Annotated in this window: 14 protein-coding genes; 7 read left to right on the forward strand and 7 right to left on the reverse strand. The window is 59.9% G+C overall.

The window, feature by feature from the left end; all coding sequences use genetic code 11:
* Positions 1–206: 206 nt before the first annotated feature.
* The 4 genes from PSV43_RS03575 to PSV43_RS03590 form a co-directional block, all read right to left on the reverse strand.
* Positions 207–1151, reverse strand: coding sequence for a peptidylprolyl isomerase (locus tag PSV43_RS03575; protein ID WP_300193856.1), 945 nt, complete (start codon positions 1149–1151; stop codon positions 207–209).
* A 45-nt stretch (positions 1152–1196) separates the two neighbouring features.
* Entirely contained in the window at positions 1197–1511 is a 315-nt protein-coding gene (locus tag PSV43_RS03580; RefSeq protein ID WP_300193859.1) for a hypothetical protein, read from the reverse strand.
* A 516-nt stretch (positions 1512–2027) separates the two neighbouring features.
* The gene (locus PSV43_RS03585) at positions 2028–3524 is read right to left on the reverse strand and encodes an NUDIX domain-containing protein (RefSeq protein ID WP_300193862.1); all 1497 of its coding nucleotides are present in this window, start codon (positions 3522–3524) and stop codon (positions 2028–2030) included.
* A 353-nt stretch (positions 3525–3877) separates the two neighbouring features.
* Positions 3878–4498 (reverse strand): PEP-CTERM sorting domain-containing protein, encoded by a 621-nt coding sequence (locus tag PSV43_RS03590; RefSeq protein WP_300193864.1) that lies wholly within the window; start codon positions 4496–4498, stop codon positions 3878–3880.
* Between the two features lie 125 nt (positions 4499–4623).
* Between PSV43_RS03590 and PSV43_RS03595 the strand changes: the two genes are divergently transcribed.
* The 3 genes from PSV43_RS03595 to PSV43_RS03605 all read left to right on the forward strand — a co-directional run bounded on the left by PSV43_RS03595 (position 4624) and on the right by PSV43_RS03605 (position 7319).
* Complete coding sequence (locus PSV43_RS03595) at positions 4624–5247, forward strand: hypothetical protein (protein ID WP_300193866.1); 624 nt, start codon at positions 4624–4626, stop codon at positions 5245–5247.
* Between the two features lie 296 nt (positions 5248–5543).
* Positions 5544–6407: a sugar phosphate isomerase/epimerase gene (locus PSV43_RS03600; protein WP_300193868.1), complete on the forward strand. Its 864-nt coding sequence runs from the start codon at positions 5544–5546 to the stop codon at positions 6405–6407.
* Between the two features lie 255 nt (positions 6408–6662).
* Complete coding sequence (locus tag PSV43_RS03605) at positions 6663–7319, forward strand: hypothetical protein (RefSeq protein WP_300193870.1); 657 nt, start codon at positions 6663–6665, stop codon at positions 7317–7319.
* 349 nt (positions 7320–7668) lie between these two features.
* Here the strand turns inward: PSV43_RS03605 and PSV43_RS03610 are convergent, their stop codons facing one another.
* Positions 7669–8094, reverse strand: a complete 426-nt coding sequence (locus tag PSV43_RS03610; protein WP_300193872.1) for a putative toxin-antitoxin system toxin component, PIN family — start codon at positions 8092–8094, stop codon at positions 7669–7671.
* Complete coding sequence (locus PSV43_RS03615) at positions 8091–8327, reverse strand: hypothetical protein (protein ID WP_300193874.1); 237 nt, start codon at positions 8325–8327, stop codon at positions 8091–8093. The genes PSV43_RS03610 and PSV43_RS03615 overlap by 4 nt, the downstream gene beginning before the upstream one ends.
* Before the next feature lie 551 nt (positions 8328–8878).
* On the opposite strand from PSV43_RS03615, the gene PSV43_RS03620 reads away from it, so the two are divergent.
* Positions 8879–10360, forward strand: coding sequence for a DUF3987 domain-containing protein (locus tag PSV43_RS03620; RefSeq protein ID WP_300193876.1), 1482 nt, complete (start codon positions 8879–8881; stop codon positions 10358–10360).
* Positions 10361–10645: 285 nt separating this feature from the next.
* Entirely contained in the window at positions 10646–10807 is a 162-nt protein-coding gene (locus tag PSV43_RS03625) for a hypothetical protein (RefSeq protein WP_300193878.1), read from the forward strand.
* Positions 10808–11014: 207 nt separating this feature from the next.
* Here the strand turns inward: PSV43_RS03625 and PSV43_RS03630 are convergent, their stop codons facing one another.
* The gene (locus tag PSV43_RS03630) at positions 11015–12139 is read right to left on the reverse strand and encodes an Lrp/AsnC family transcriptional regulator (RefSeq protein WP_300193880.1); all 1125 of its coding nucleotides are present in this window, start codon (positions 12137–12139) and stop codon (positions 11015–11017) included.
* A 102-nt stretch (positions 12140–12241) separates the two neighbouring features.
* Here PSV43_RS03630 and PSV43_RS03635 point away from each other — a divergent pair, with 102 nt between their 5' ends.
* On the forward strand, positions 12242–12619 hold the full coding sequence (locus PSV43_RS03635) for a DUF721 domain-containing protein (RefSeq protein ID WP_300193882.1): 378 nt from the start codon (positions 12242–12244) through the stop codon (positions 12617–12619).
* Positions 12620–12703: 84 nt separating this feature from the next.
* The coding region (locus PSV43_RS03640) for a CbiX/SirB N-terminal domain-containing protein (RefSeq protein WP_300193884.1) at positions 12704–13207 on the forward strand (504 nt) is incomplete at its 3' end.

Genomic DNA, 13207 nt, shown 5'->3' on the forward strand with positions numbered 1-13207 from the left:
CGACAGCCCGCCCGTCTGTGACCGTGTGATGACACCGTATTACTCGGTGCCTTCCCCAAAGGTCGGGCGGTTTGGCGAACCTGTGTGCGGGAAGCTGGCCAAGTCATGGATGCCAAACACACCCAATCTACGCCTCCCCCCAATCCGCCATCAAACTTCGGATACGGCATGCAACGGTTAACGCAAGAGCGTCCGCCCGCTTGCCTCTACCAAATGTGATGGAAGAACCGGCCCACCATGCCGCGCGCCGCATCTGGTTTGATGTAGCGCCGGCCTTCGCCTGCAGAGATAGCAGGCAGTTGCATAGGCCCCTTCTGAGTGATGACTTTGACGGACTTGATCTCGATCCGGGCCACAGGACAGTCGTTGGCATCCACCGGCATGAGGGAGATGCGCTTGAAAGTTTCTAGGCCGGACACCACCTGACCAAAGGCAGTGTACTTTCCTTCCAGCGCGCCGTAATTGCCCAGCGTTACGAAAAACTGCGAGCCGTTCGAGCGGCGTTCAGGATTGACCTTGTCTGATCGGCGGGCCATGGCCACGGTTCCGACACGGAGCGGCAGTTTGATCTCAGCAGGGATCGTTTTGTCCTCGCCACCCGTGCCCCATTTGAGACGTGCAGACTCATCCGAAGTCAGCGGATCACCCGTCTGCACCAGAAAGCCCTCAATGGCACGGTGGAAGGCCAGACCGTTGTAAAAGCCGCTGTCACAGAGGTCCATAAAATTATTCACCGTCTGCGGTGCCGAGTTCGGAAACAACTCGATCATGACCGTCTCACGTGCGCCACCGAAAGCGACCTCCATCACCGCAAGTTTGTGCACTGAATCTTTCGCCCATAGACCGGGATCTTCAGCCCGCTGCACCGGCATGCGCATCGGAGTGGAAGAGGCGTAGGGGGCATAGGTGCGGTTCGTTGCGCCGCTAGTCGTCGTGGCAGCACCGCCACCCGACTTATCCACGGACTGGAACAGCGCTTTCTGCGCTTCCTCAGCCAGTTTGTCCACCGCCTCGGTGGATTGAGTCTGGGCTGGTGCTGGCAGCACCGGGGTGGTGCTAGGCCTGAGGGATTCAGGGGCCTTTAACTGCTGGGCGGTCAATGCAGCTTGGCAGCCAAAGGCCAGCAGGCAGGTCAGAAGCGGGGTCTTCACGTGTCGTACGGTATTAAAAACGGGGAAAGCAGAATCCATGCCGCACTAGCGCAGATTGGATGGGATCGTAGGGCTGCTCGGGGCCGCACTGCTTGGCGCAGGTGCGGGTGCCAGAGACGGGACGGCAGGTGCTGCCGGTTCGAGGCTCATGGGCGCTGCGGCCTGCTCTGCCCTGGAATTGTACTGATAGCGCATCTTCGGGTTACCACGTGCTTTGCGTGGCGGCAGCCCCCAGCTCACATCGGCAGCATCCTGCTGGGCCACTGTGGGTTGGCGGGAATCCACATGCTCAAAGGACCCGCAGGAGATGAGCAGGGTCGAGGCAAGCAGAGCGGCAAAGATGAAGCGCAGAGATGTCATTGTTTGGCAGAATTGAATTCTTAAAGGGCCACGATACTAGGCGGGCTGGCTCTAGCTGGCAAGATCGAAGTCTTGGACGCTGCGACCAGCCTTTTCGTTCACTCTCCACGCCCCAGAGGCAGCGCCGCAGTTTCGGCACCGGGCAGAATGTGTCGGCGCAGGCCTAAGCCAGCCCGAATGCCTTCAAATTAAACGCATAGACCCTGCTGCGGTCAGCCCAGCGCGCCGGCATCATGGACTCGGGGCCTGCTCAGTTCTGGAATTGTATTGATAGCGCATCTTCGGGTTCCCACGCGCTTTGCGGGGAGCAAGGCCCCAGCTTACATCATTGGCATCCTGCTGGGATACCGTGGGTTGGCGGGAATCCACATGCTCAAAGGAACCGCAAGAGAGGAGCAGGGTCGAAGCAAGCAGAGCGACAACAAGAAAGCGCAGAGTGGTCATGGTAAGGCAAGATTCAATTCTTAGCAGGTCACGATAGATCGAGATTCTTCGACCCTGCTCCAGCCATTCCGTTCACTCTCCCCGCACCAATCGGACAGCCACATGATCGGTGTCCGGCAGGATGCGCTTACGCAATTCAAGGATCACACCAATGGCTTGAAATTCCTCCAGCACGCACGCCGCCATCTCGGCCGCGAGGGTTTCGATCAACCGGCGCGGCCGCTCTGCCGCGATCTGCTGCAGCCGGGCCGCGACAGCGGCGTAGTCGATCGTGGCCGCAATGTCATCGTTCATCGCCTCAAACCGCCTGCGGATGCGCAGGGTCACGTCAGCCTCCAGCACCTGGCTCCCGGCACGTTCCTCTTCAGGCACGCCGATGTGGGTGGTCAGGCGCAGTGCCGAGATGCGAATTTCGTCAGGGGGAAGCATGAGGACGGGAGCTTTTAGCCGGAGTTTGGGATCTGACAATGCCGAAGTCGCAGCAAGCTTTTGCGGCATGGGAACTTCATTCGTCACTCCGCCCAGCAGCCCCCGCCGCACGCATTCGTCCAGCAGGATTCGGGTGGGAATGTTCAGGTCCATGCGCAGGGCCTCGGCCAGCGGCAGCCATTGAAACTCCTGCGCCTCCTCATTCAGCACCACCTGCGGATCCGCGTCCGCACAGCGCGCGATGTAGTTCAGCAGCAGAAAGTGCGCGGAACGCAGGAACTCGGGCGGCTCCACGCAGTCCTGCACCATGACGAATTCGATACCTTGTAAGGTTAGCGCCGTTTCTTCGATGATCTCGCGAATGAGCGCCGCCTCGCAGTTCTCCCCGCGTTTGATCTTACCGCCGGGGATGCCCCAGCGGTGGCTCCACTTGTGCGTGCGGATGAGGAGCATCTCGCCTTTCGCATTCAAAATGAGCGCGCCCACGGTGGACACCGGGTATGCCCCGTCTCCCCCGGTCAGCGGTCCCAGTAAGACGGGCAGACGCGAGAGATCCGGCACCAGCATGTCCGGCGCGGCGGTCATGAGCATCTCGGCGCTCTCGTAACCCGTGCAGGTGGCGATGGTCACCACTCCGGCAGCATGGCCCGCGTCAATGTCATGCCGCATGTCGCCGATGAAAGCGGTTTCTGCGGCAGCCATGTCCAGCTCCGCCAGCAGCCCATGAATTTCCGTGCGTTTGTCCACGACCCCGCAGCGCATGATTTCAAATGCATCCCGCACCCCCAGCGCCTCCGCCTGGGCCATCACATGCGGCAGCGGCGCACTGCTCAGCACCACCAGCCGGCGGCCCGTGGCAGCGGCGAATTGAATCAACTCCCGCGCGTGCGGCAGCAGCGCGATGTCTGCGTGATCATGGGTAAAATGCTCCAGGTAGAGCTCCTGCAGGCGCTCCACCGGCAGGCCGGGCAACACCTCCGCGAAAAACTCCGTGTACGGCAGGCGAAAGCGCGCCTTAAACTCTTCCCGCGTCATTTCTGCGGCACCTGCGCTGCGCAGCATGCCATTCACGGCACACAGCACCCCCGGCAGGTCATCTACCAACGTGCCGGACCAGTCGAACAGGAGATTCCGAATCATGTGCGGCCCGCCTTAGCCCCACCCCCAGCTCTTTGCAAACCCTCTCCCAGCGTCCCTCACTTCTTCATGCTTCCCCGCCCCCACCCAGCGCCTCGGACAGGAGTGGGACCATCCTGGTCCCACCACGCTCCGCATTCACCCAGCGCTCTTCCCAAACAGGGACCATCCTGGTCCCTCTCCTTCCAAACGACCCTGCGACTCCCACAGGAGTGGAACCATCCTGGTCCCACAACGCTCCGCGTTCACCCATCACTCTTCCCAAACAGGGACCATCCTGGTCCCGCCACGCCCCGCGCCCCCCCCTTCCCCAAAGGGACCAGGATGGTCCCTCTCCTTCCGAACCGCCCAGCACCTCACCGCCTCCGCCGCAGCCACCACAGCCCAGCCACTCCCAGCAGCAGCAGGCTGCCGGGCTCAGGCACCGGCGTGAGTGACGTCACAAAATCGATGCTGTAATTAATCTGATCCCCCCCCTCCTGAATCCAGAAAGTGTAGTTCCCCTCAGGCAGCGGACCATCAAAACCGGTGCCGCCAAAGAAGGGTCCGTCAATCATCAGCGCCAGCAGGTCGGTGTGGGTATTGCCAAAGCCATCCACCTGATTGCTAAAAAGATTGTTGCTCAGGTGCAGGGAGGCATCGCCCATGTTGATGCTGCCCCCATCGTCGATGGCCATGAAGGAATTGCTGTTGTTGCCACTGGCGGAGGAGAAACTCGTCAGATTGATGCCCGTCAGGTAGTAGCCGGCGGCGATGGTAAAATTCCAGACGTCGGCGTCCACCGGCCCCACGCCCCCCACAGCCCCCATCGTGCCCGAAATCAAATTGCTCCCCAAAGACAAGTCACCGAGCAGCGTCGGCACCCCGCCATCGCCAGACAGGTCGCCATTAGCCGTCTCAACCCAGGTCAGCGCCTGCGCCGTGCCAAAAGGCAGGGCGAGAGCGGCGCACAAAAGGAGAAGTCGATAAACTGGCATGTTATTGTAATTATATTCAATATATATATTATTGTCAATAAAGGTAATTGGTTTCACAAACCGAAATGACCGTCCTGCCTTTTTCAGGCTCGCATCTCACCTCCCAGCCCTGCATTTTGCCCCTCATGCGTCCCCTGCTCTCCTTGCTAGCCCTCGTCTGGCTGCCCTCCTGCGTTCATGTCTTCACCACGCATTACGACTACCAAGCCACCGCACCAGCCCCCACGGCGGCAGGCAGCGCCTTCAGGGTGGAGTTCATCCCCAAGGCCACGGAATCCGGTATCGCCGTCAGCGCCATGGTCGTCGGCGGAGCCATGGTCTCCGAAGTCGGCCCCTACCAGATGCGCCTGCACGCCTTTGGCCAGCCGGGCGACCAGCAGTGGTTTGAAATCAAGAGCCTGCGCCTCAGCGGTGCCGACCATTTCGAGGCCCCCATGCAAGCCCGTGGCTTTCAGGGCCGCGCCGAATTCACCCCCACTCAAACTCCCGGCACCACCCGCGCCAGCCTGCTCCTAGGGCCCTACATCAGCCTCGATGCCAAAAAGCAGCACGACATCGTCCTAGACGCCGAGGTCGTGGTGAAGCGCCGCAGCGGCCCCACCCGCAGCACCCTCCACATCCCGCTGGCTTTGACCAAAACCAAACGCCGCGAAAGCACCAACGTCATTGCCGAGATCGCCCACGACATCCGCGACCGCGACAAGCCCATGATCCCTGACGCCCTGCCACCCCCGCCCGAGAAGCCATAGCCCGCATCAGCAGCCCGTGCCATGCTGTTCCTAAGCAAGCGGTCGGATCGACAAAGGAATGGAGGGCAAAAGAATGACTGATTTTTTCAATCAGCATTCAAAAGTCTTGGGTTCAGAAGATCGGCATTCCTTTGCCAACTCATTCCTTTGTCTAATGGAAGCCTGCCGATGTTCTGGCAACCACCGCCGCACTTTGGCGCTGGACAGCCCGCACACGTTCGTCTCCAATGCCGCTCCACCGGCCACACAGGCCGCCGTGATTTCCGTCAACGCAAACCCACCACCACACTCACACCATGGGCAAAATCCAATTCGGTTCTCAAGTCTATACCTGGTTCATGCAGGGCACCGGCAAAGGCTACGACAACAAGCTCGACCACATGATCAAGGTCGCCTCAGAAGCAGGCTTCACCGGCATCGAACCCATGGTGCTGGAAATCTCCGAGAGCGCCCTCGGATGCGGCAAGTACTGGCTCGGCGACTTCTGCGATCCCCTTAAGCTCAAGGACGTCCTGCAGCAGCACAACATGCAGCTCGCCGGACTCGCCCTCGTCTGCGCCTGGGATGGCGAAACCGAAGCGCCCAATGAAAAGGCAGCCGCTGATTTCACCCTCGATTTCCTCAAGCACTTCCCCGGCTCCATGCTCGGCACGGTGACCCTGCCAAGCGGTCGCAAAGACAACCTGCAGAGCCGCCGACTCAACATCGCCAAGAATGTCAACGCCGTCTCCAAGCGCGCCGCCGATCTCGGCCTCAAGTGCTCCTACCATCCGAACTCCCCGCCCGCATCCCTCGTCCGCACGCAGGAAGATTACGACGTCGTCCTCAGCAGCCTCGACCCCAAAGTCACCGGCTGGACCCCAGACGTAGGCCACATCATTCGCGGCGGCATGGACGTCATCGCCACCCTCAACAAGTGGCAGCACCTGGTGAACCACATCCATTACAAGGACTTCTCCGGCAACGGCGCTGAGCCATGGGCCCAAATGGGCACAGGCAAGCTCGACTTCCACAAGATCACCGAATGGCTCGTCGCCCGCGACTACTCCGGCTGGATCATCTGCGAAGACGAAGCCCACTGCGCCGTCGAAGACCCCGATGGCGTCACCATGCAGAACGGCGAATGGTGCAAGACCAACTTGCATCCGATCGTGGCGTAAGGGCTGCGGAAAGCTGATTTAGAAGACGCCATCTTCCGTGAGGGAGGTGGCGTTTTTGTTTCTCGCCGCATGCCCATGGATGATGGATAAATGCGCTCGGCTGGACAGCGTTGAACGCTGTTGAGTTACTGTTTTCCGACCAAGTCCATGGCGTGAAATAGCTCATAACTGGCAAGCAAGCGTGATGAAAACCCGTGTTGAAGCCTTCAGCAATATGCCGGAAGCTTTTGGCACCAAAGCAAATTCGATATGGTAATGCCAGCGGACGAATCCTATCAAAAAACGAAGCGCCTGAAGCAGGAAGGCACGCCATTGCTGCGGCCATTCCATGAAATGGCCGAGTGGATCACCGAAGAGCACAAGGTACCCGTGTTGAATGTCATTTATAAATTTGATGCTCTGATTCGTCGTCCACGAATTGAGGTTATCGTGGAGACTGAAGCTCAATTGAGCAAGCTGCGCACCGGCAGATTCAGTTTTTCCACCTCGATCAACGAACGCCGTGCGAGTGAGCAGTTCACTCTTCTTCTGACGGAATGCGGCCTGCCAAATTTCCGCACAAAGGATCTGTTTGTGATCTTTTCTGCATTCGAACCTATTGCGCGGATAGATGTGTTGTACCAACTTTCAGAGGAAATGCTCGATCAGTTCAGGCAACAGCTTAAGCACGAAGCGCTCTGGAAGATCGTTGTCGGGATTGGCCAGGTGATATTCTTTTTCTACACGGCAAAGCAGATGTCTGAGTGGGAACATTCGTGCCTGCGCGATGAGTGGACCAGGCAGATAAACTCACTCATTCAACCATTCGATGAGTTTGGCTACTTCGGACTGCGTCCGCTCAACTTGATTCTCGATTCCAAGGAGAACCTCGACCAAACCTACGGCGGGAGTTTGTTTTACTACTTCAGGTGAGCTCGAATGATGTAAAAGATGCCGGGCATGAATGGCACTCGGTTAAGGGCATCCATCGTGGATCTTGGAAGTCTGCGGACGCTGGGTGGCGGAGGAGGAGGAGCGTCGAGGGCGCTGCTGGCGGACGCGGTTTGTGTAGAAGGCGCTGGGTTTGCTGCCCGGAGGGCTGTGCGGTAACCCAGGGCTTGCTCGTTCCTCGCCGCGCCCTGGGCTGAGTCCGCCGCACCTTTGGTGCTGAGAGCCTGGCGGCAATGCGGACGAAACATGCCCTTAACCGAGTGCCATTCATGCCGGGCATTTTGCCAGGATTGGCACCTGGCGCAATTACCTATCGACGCCCGTTGAGGAGTCACACATGGATCCCCTTGTAGCGCTCAATGAAGGCTGACGGCGTGATCGGCTGCGGTTTGTATCCGGCGTTGGCCAGCGGGGTGAAATGATGGTCCTCGGTAATCACGTAATCGGCCTGGGCAGCGATGGCGCAGTCGGTGAAGGCGTTGTCATCGGGATCGCTGCCGATCACGTGAAACTGAAAGTGGGGGTTCACCCGGATCAGGTTGCCCGTGGTCACGTCGATCAACTCCATCAGCAACTCCAGCTTTGTCCAGGCTCCGGCCCCTGCGGATGCCGTGACGATCTCCTTGTACTCCGCAAGGATGCGGTTCGAGATGGCCCATTGCAACCTGCCAGCCACCACGGCGTCCAAGATCGGAAAATAGCGATGCCTTGGCACGCGGCCTTGAATCAGCGTGTTGGTGTCGATGCAGATGATCATACCGCTGCGTGGCGGGCACGATACCTGCGCACCAGATCAGGCACCTGATCGAGCTTGCCCGCTTCCTGTTCCACTGTCGCATCCTGTTGAATCTCCTGCCACAGCCGATCCTTGGCCGCCGAGAGCCAGATTTCGTGCAACAACAGCACGTCCGTCTCAGGCGCGGACTGGATGCGCTGAATCATCTGCTGCCGAAGGTCTTTCGGAACGGGCTGAGTGATCGTGTTGCTCATGGCATTGAATTTATCACTTGGATCATCTACGACAAGGGTGATCACGTGGATTTTGTGGAGCTAGACGCAGTCCGCAGGGCACAAGTCGGATCTTTGAGCAGCCGACCGCCTTTTGAACAGGATTCACAAGATGACAGAATTAACAGGTTTTCCGGATCTGAAAATCCTGCATCATCTTGTTAATCCTGTCTTCCCCACCCCGCGTCAGATGCAATTCGCATCCCCGCCCGGCTTCATCATACCATCAAATGACATTGACTTTCGCCGCATCAGTTCCACCTATGCAGCCATCCTTGGGTGGTTCGTCGTGAAGAACGCGTCAGCCTGAGGGGGACAGCGGAGCAGGCAGTGAAGAACTCTGACCTTCGCAACCAGCAGGACACCCCGGCAGCACGCCCGGTGGTCTGGCAACCAATCGCCACCACCGTCGCGCCCCCCCTGACGGCCGGTTCCTGCGCCCGCATCCGGCACGCCGCCGCGCCTTTCTGCGCCCCTGCGCAAACGCCTGCGATCAATCCTAACTTGAATACCACAACTTAATATATCTTAACATGAATTCCAACGACACGAACCACAGCGGCGGCGACTTCTTCCATACGAACGATCTCCGCGCCCCAGGAGACCACCCATTCGGCGGCCCGCCGGCACAGCCCTCCTGCGCGGTGAGTGCAGCAAACCTCACAAATTCAACGCCTGGGTATTCGCAGGCGACGAGCCACGACGATGAAAACTCCACAAACTCAACGCCTGGGCATTCGCGTGAGCATCCCATCCCAGAGGATTCCATCCCAGAGGATTCCATCCTGGCGGACTATCGAAACTTTGTGCGTGGGGTTTCGGAGCTGCCGGATGCTCTCATCATCGCCCCCATCCTGGCCCTGTGTGGCAAGCTCCTCACCCCGCATGTGACACTGGACTTTGGCAGCCAGAAGCCGCTGACGATGTACAACTTCATCGCCACGCCCGCCGGGCTGCGCAAGAGCACCACCTTTGCCCCGGCGGATAAGATCGCCAGGAAGATCCTCATGAGTGACGATCTCATCGCGGGGAACGCGAGCGACTCCGCGCTGTTTGACACCTTTGAAAATCAGCCGCACCGGCTGCAGTTTGAGGATGAAGGGAACACCATCCTGCGGAGCTGGGAAACCAGCGCCTACGGGCGCGAGGTCTCCGCACGCTACCTGCGGCTCTACGATGGTTCACCCTGGAACCAGAACTTCAGGCGTGAATGCAAAAGCAGCGAGGATGGCAAGGCGGAGCGCTCCATCCCGCAGGCCACGCTGAGCCTCTGCATCGGCTCCACCTTTGGGGTGGCCAGGCTTTCACAACTGGAGGCCGGCAGCGGGCTGCGCCGCCGGTTTGGCTTTTACGTGGCCACCAAGCAGGCGCGGGACATCTGGTGGCCAGAGTCTTTGGAGAATGCCGAACTCGACCGCCTGGCCGACCTCTTTCAAAACCTGACGCACCTGAAGGGCAGTGTGGGAAAAGCCAGCCTCACCCGCGATGCCATGCAGTACTGGATCATGCTGCAAACGCGCAACCGCCAACGCTGCATGAGCATACCAGGATACACCAATGGAGATGAAAGCCTGCTTTCCAGCCTCAATGAATCCCCCATGCGCTGCCTGAAGCTGGCTGTCATCTTCCAGGCCTGCCGCTGGGCCAAGGACGACAGTCTCAAACCCTTCATCATCTCCGATGACATGCTGGCCATGGCAGAGGCCCACCAGGATTCCTGCCTGGATGCCATGATGTACGTGGAAGGAGTAGGCAGACGTTGTCTGGTGAGCGACACCGCCGAATGGCTGATGGTGCAGATCTCCGGGGATCACCCCACCAACCCCGGCCAGAGCCGCGCCTCCTACACCAAGACGGAGCTCAGCCGCCGCTTTGCCGCCAATCCTGGCCGACCCGGAGCACTCACCATCTCCCGCCTTTATGGCGAGATCATCCCCCACCTCATTGAGCAAGGCCGCTGCAAGCTGCTTTCCAAAAAGGGCAAGCTCGTGACTTACGAGTTCACGTGGGAATGAGCCTGCGCGAATACCCAGGCGTTGAATTTGTGAGGTTTGCTGCACTGTCTCACACGCCTGGGTAAAAGCATCATGCGGGGGCGCGGGCCGGGGCTTCGATTCCCTGCCCCGCCTCCGCCTTTCGGTTTGCTCCGCTGCCACCGCGCAGCCTGTGCACGCGTATACCCAGGCGTTGCGTTTGTGAGGTTTGTTGCATTGCCTCCACAGCGTTTCGGTGAAACAGGGGGAAACTCATATCCCACCGGCAGATCACGCCCCCAGTCGTTAGGATTCTCGACCACTCTCATGAACGAATTTCTTCAGCCTACAGCCACCATCGACAGCACCCATGCCTGCATCGTGGCCGCAGCGCCGGAGATTGTCGGCGAGAGCACGCACGATGAGGTGTTAGGGCGTGCTTGCAGAAGTACGATGGGCACTCCTGCCCGTCGGCCAGCGGCACCGTGAGAGCCTGATGACTCACGAGCAAGCTTGCGCCGCCACAGCGGCAGCACCGAGAGAGCCCTGTGCCTCACGAACAAGCCTGCGCCGCCACCGCAGCCACCTCGGCACCGGCTCGTGCAGCAAGCTTGAGGATCAATCGTGGGCACCGGGAGCCAGCGGTAGCGCTGGCCGACGGGCAGGAGTGCCCATCGTACGGCAGGCACCGACACCTCACACCACCGGACCCGCCACGTCCTTCCACTTCGCGTGCCATTCATTGAAGACGATCGGTGAGATTTCGCTGGGCTTGATCTCGCTGCGTCCGCCCCAGAAGACGTTCGTGTATTCCAGCGGGATGCCGACATCTGCCAGATGCTTGTCGATGGCGGCTTTGTGAATGAGCACCATGTCTTTGTCCGTGCCGTGGATGACGCCCATGATGTTCACATTGGCAAAGCGGTCGCCGCCTTCGCGCCAGTAGGCGTGGGTCATGATGGTGTGGCGGCCCACTTCCCCACCGGCGCGTTCTTCCATGCCCTTCGGCACCTTCCAGTGGAAGAGGGCATTGAAGCGCGTCACGCGCACGCCCGTGGCGCTGGGTTTGACGTGCTCCAGGAAGGTCGAAAAGCGGCCGATGACGCCTTTTTGATCGAGACGCCTGGCGACTTCGCAGAATTTTTCCAGCGAGACCCCAGCGGCCTCGGCGCGGCCTTCCCAGGGGTTTGCGCCGATCTCCTCGATGCTCAAATCCCCCTTTAAATGCAGCAGCACGTTCCATTCTTCGGCATCGAGTTCAGCGATGTTGGTGGTCATCATCGCGGCGGGCACATCGGCCTTTTCGCCGGGCTCCATCGTCTTGCGGCGCACATGGCCCACGCCGAGGGCGAAGATGCCGTGTGCCTGCATGGTGTAGTAGCTTTCGGCACCAATGAGACGCGCCAGCACATCGCAATGCTGGTTGATGTCGTAGCCCTGCGGGACTTTTAGGGTGGTCCACAGGCGGTAGTCGCTGCCGCTGACTTCGCGGTCCGTGGAGCGCAGCACCACGTGGCCGCTGAAGGGGTCCTGCTTGAAAAGGAACTCAAAGGCGGCCTCCAGCTTTTCCGTCGGCACTTTCCAGGCCACCAGAGCGCCTTCAGCGAGCTTGTTCGCCAGCAGCGTCTGGCGTACGCGGCGGATCACCCCGGCCTTCAGCATCGCTTGAATGCGCTCCACCACGGTCTCCAGCGGCAGGCCGCTCAGGGTCGCGATGTCCTGAAAAGGAGTGGGGGTGAAGCCTTTGATGCGGTCCTCGCTCACGGCGAGGATTTGCGAATTGATCGGGTCGGTGTGTTCGGTGGGGAGGGCGTCGGACATGATTGGAAATTGGGAGGGAGGCATTTTTACCAACGGCCCGGAGAAATGCGAGATTTCAAATTTGTGATTTAGCACCCGCCAATTGCCGTCTAGCATGCGCCCATGAACAATCGCAAGCCCACCTACGCCATGCGCAGGCGTCACAGCCTCATCGCCGCGTGGCGTGGCGTGGAGGACGGGCCGCTGATGGACCTGCCCACGCTCAGGGTGGGCGACCTCGCCACGCAGATCATGGCCAAGGCCGGCATGGGCAATCGCGTCAAATTGGAAGACATCCTCGCCGCCTGGCAGGAGATCGTCGGGGCGTTCCTCTTCAAGCTCACCCGCCCGGACACCTTCGAGCGCGGCATCCTCACCGTCCGACTCATGCAGCCCACCGCCCATCACGCGCTGATGCAGGAGAAAGTGAAAATTCTCAAGCGCCTGCAAGAGACGCTGCCCGATGCCAAGATCAAAGATGTGCGCTTTCGGCATGGGTGAGTGGAAAAGACGACGAAATGTTTCCAACCCTTGATTCCCTGACGTAATCACCGGTCATTCGTCATTCCAGCTTCCCTCTCGCCCGTGAACTCCCACAAAAACGCCGCCCTCATCATCATCGGTCACGGTTCCACCACGAACCCGGACTCCAGCGCGCCAACGCACCTGCACGCCGACTCCATCCGCCGCCGTGGCCTGTTCCGCGAGGTCGTCTGCTGCTTCTGGAAAGAAGAGCCCAACATGCGCGAGGTGTACGAGATGGTGGACAGCGAGGTCATCTACATCGTCCCAAATTTCATCAGCGAAGGCTACTTCTGCCAGCAGGTGCTGCCGCGTGAGCTGCAGCTCAGCGGACCCACCACGCAGCGCGATGGCAAAACCATCCACTACTGCGATCCCGTGGGCATCCACCCCAACATGACGCGGCTCTTGATTCAGCGTGCCAATGAAGTCGCGCAGCAAGTGCCACGGGAGCAGACCAGCCTCGTCATCGTCGGCCATGGCACCAGCCTGAACGAAAACTCCACCAAGGCCATTCAGGACCAGGTCGCACTCATTCGCAGCGGCCCCTACGGCTTCGCGGAAGTC

It is taken from the genome of Prosthecobacter sp., from assembly GCF_029946185.1.
Classification (GTDB): domain Bacteria; phylum Verrucomicrobiota; class Verrucomicrobiia; order Verrucomicrobiales; family Verrucomicrobiaceae; genus Prosthecobacter.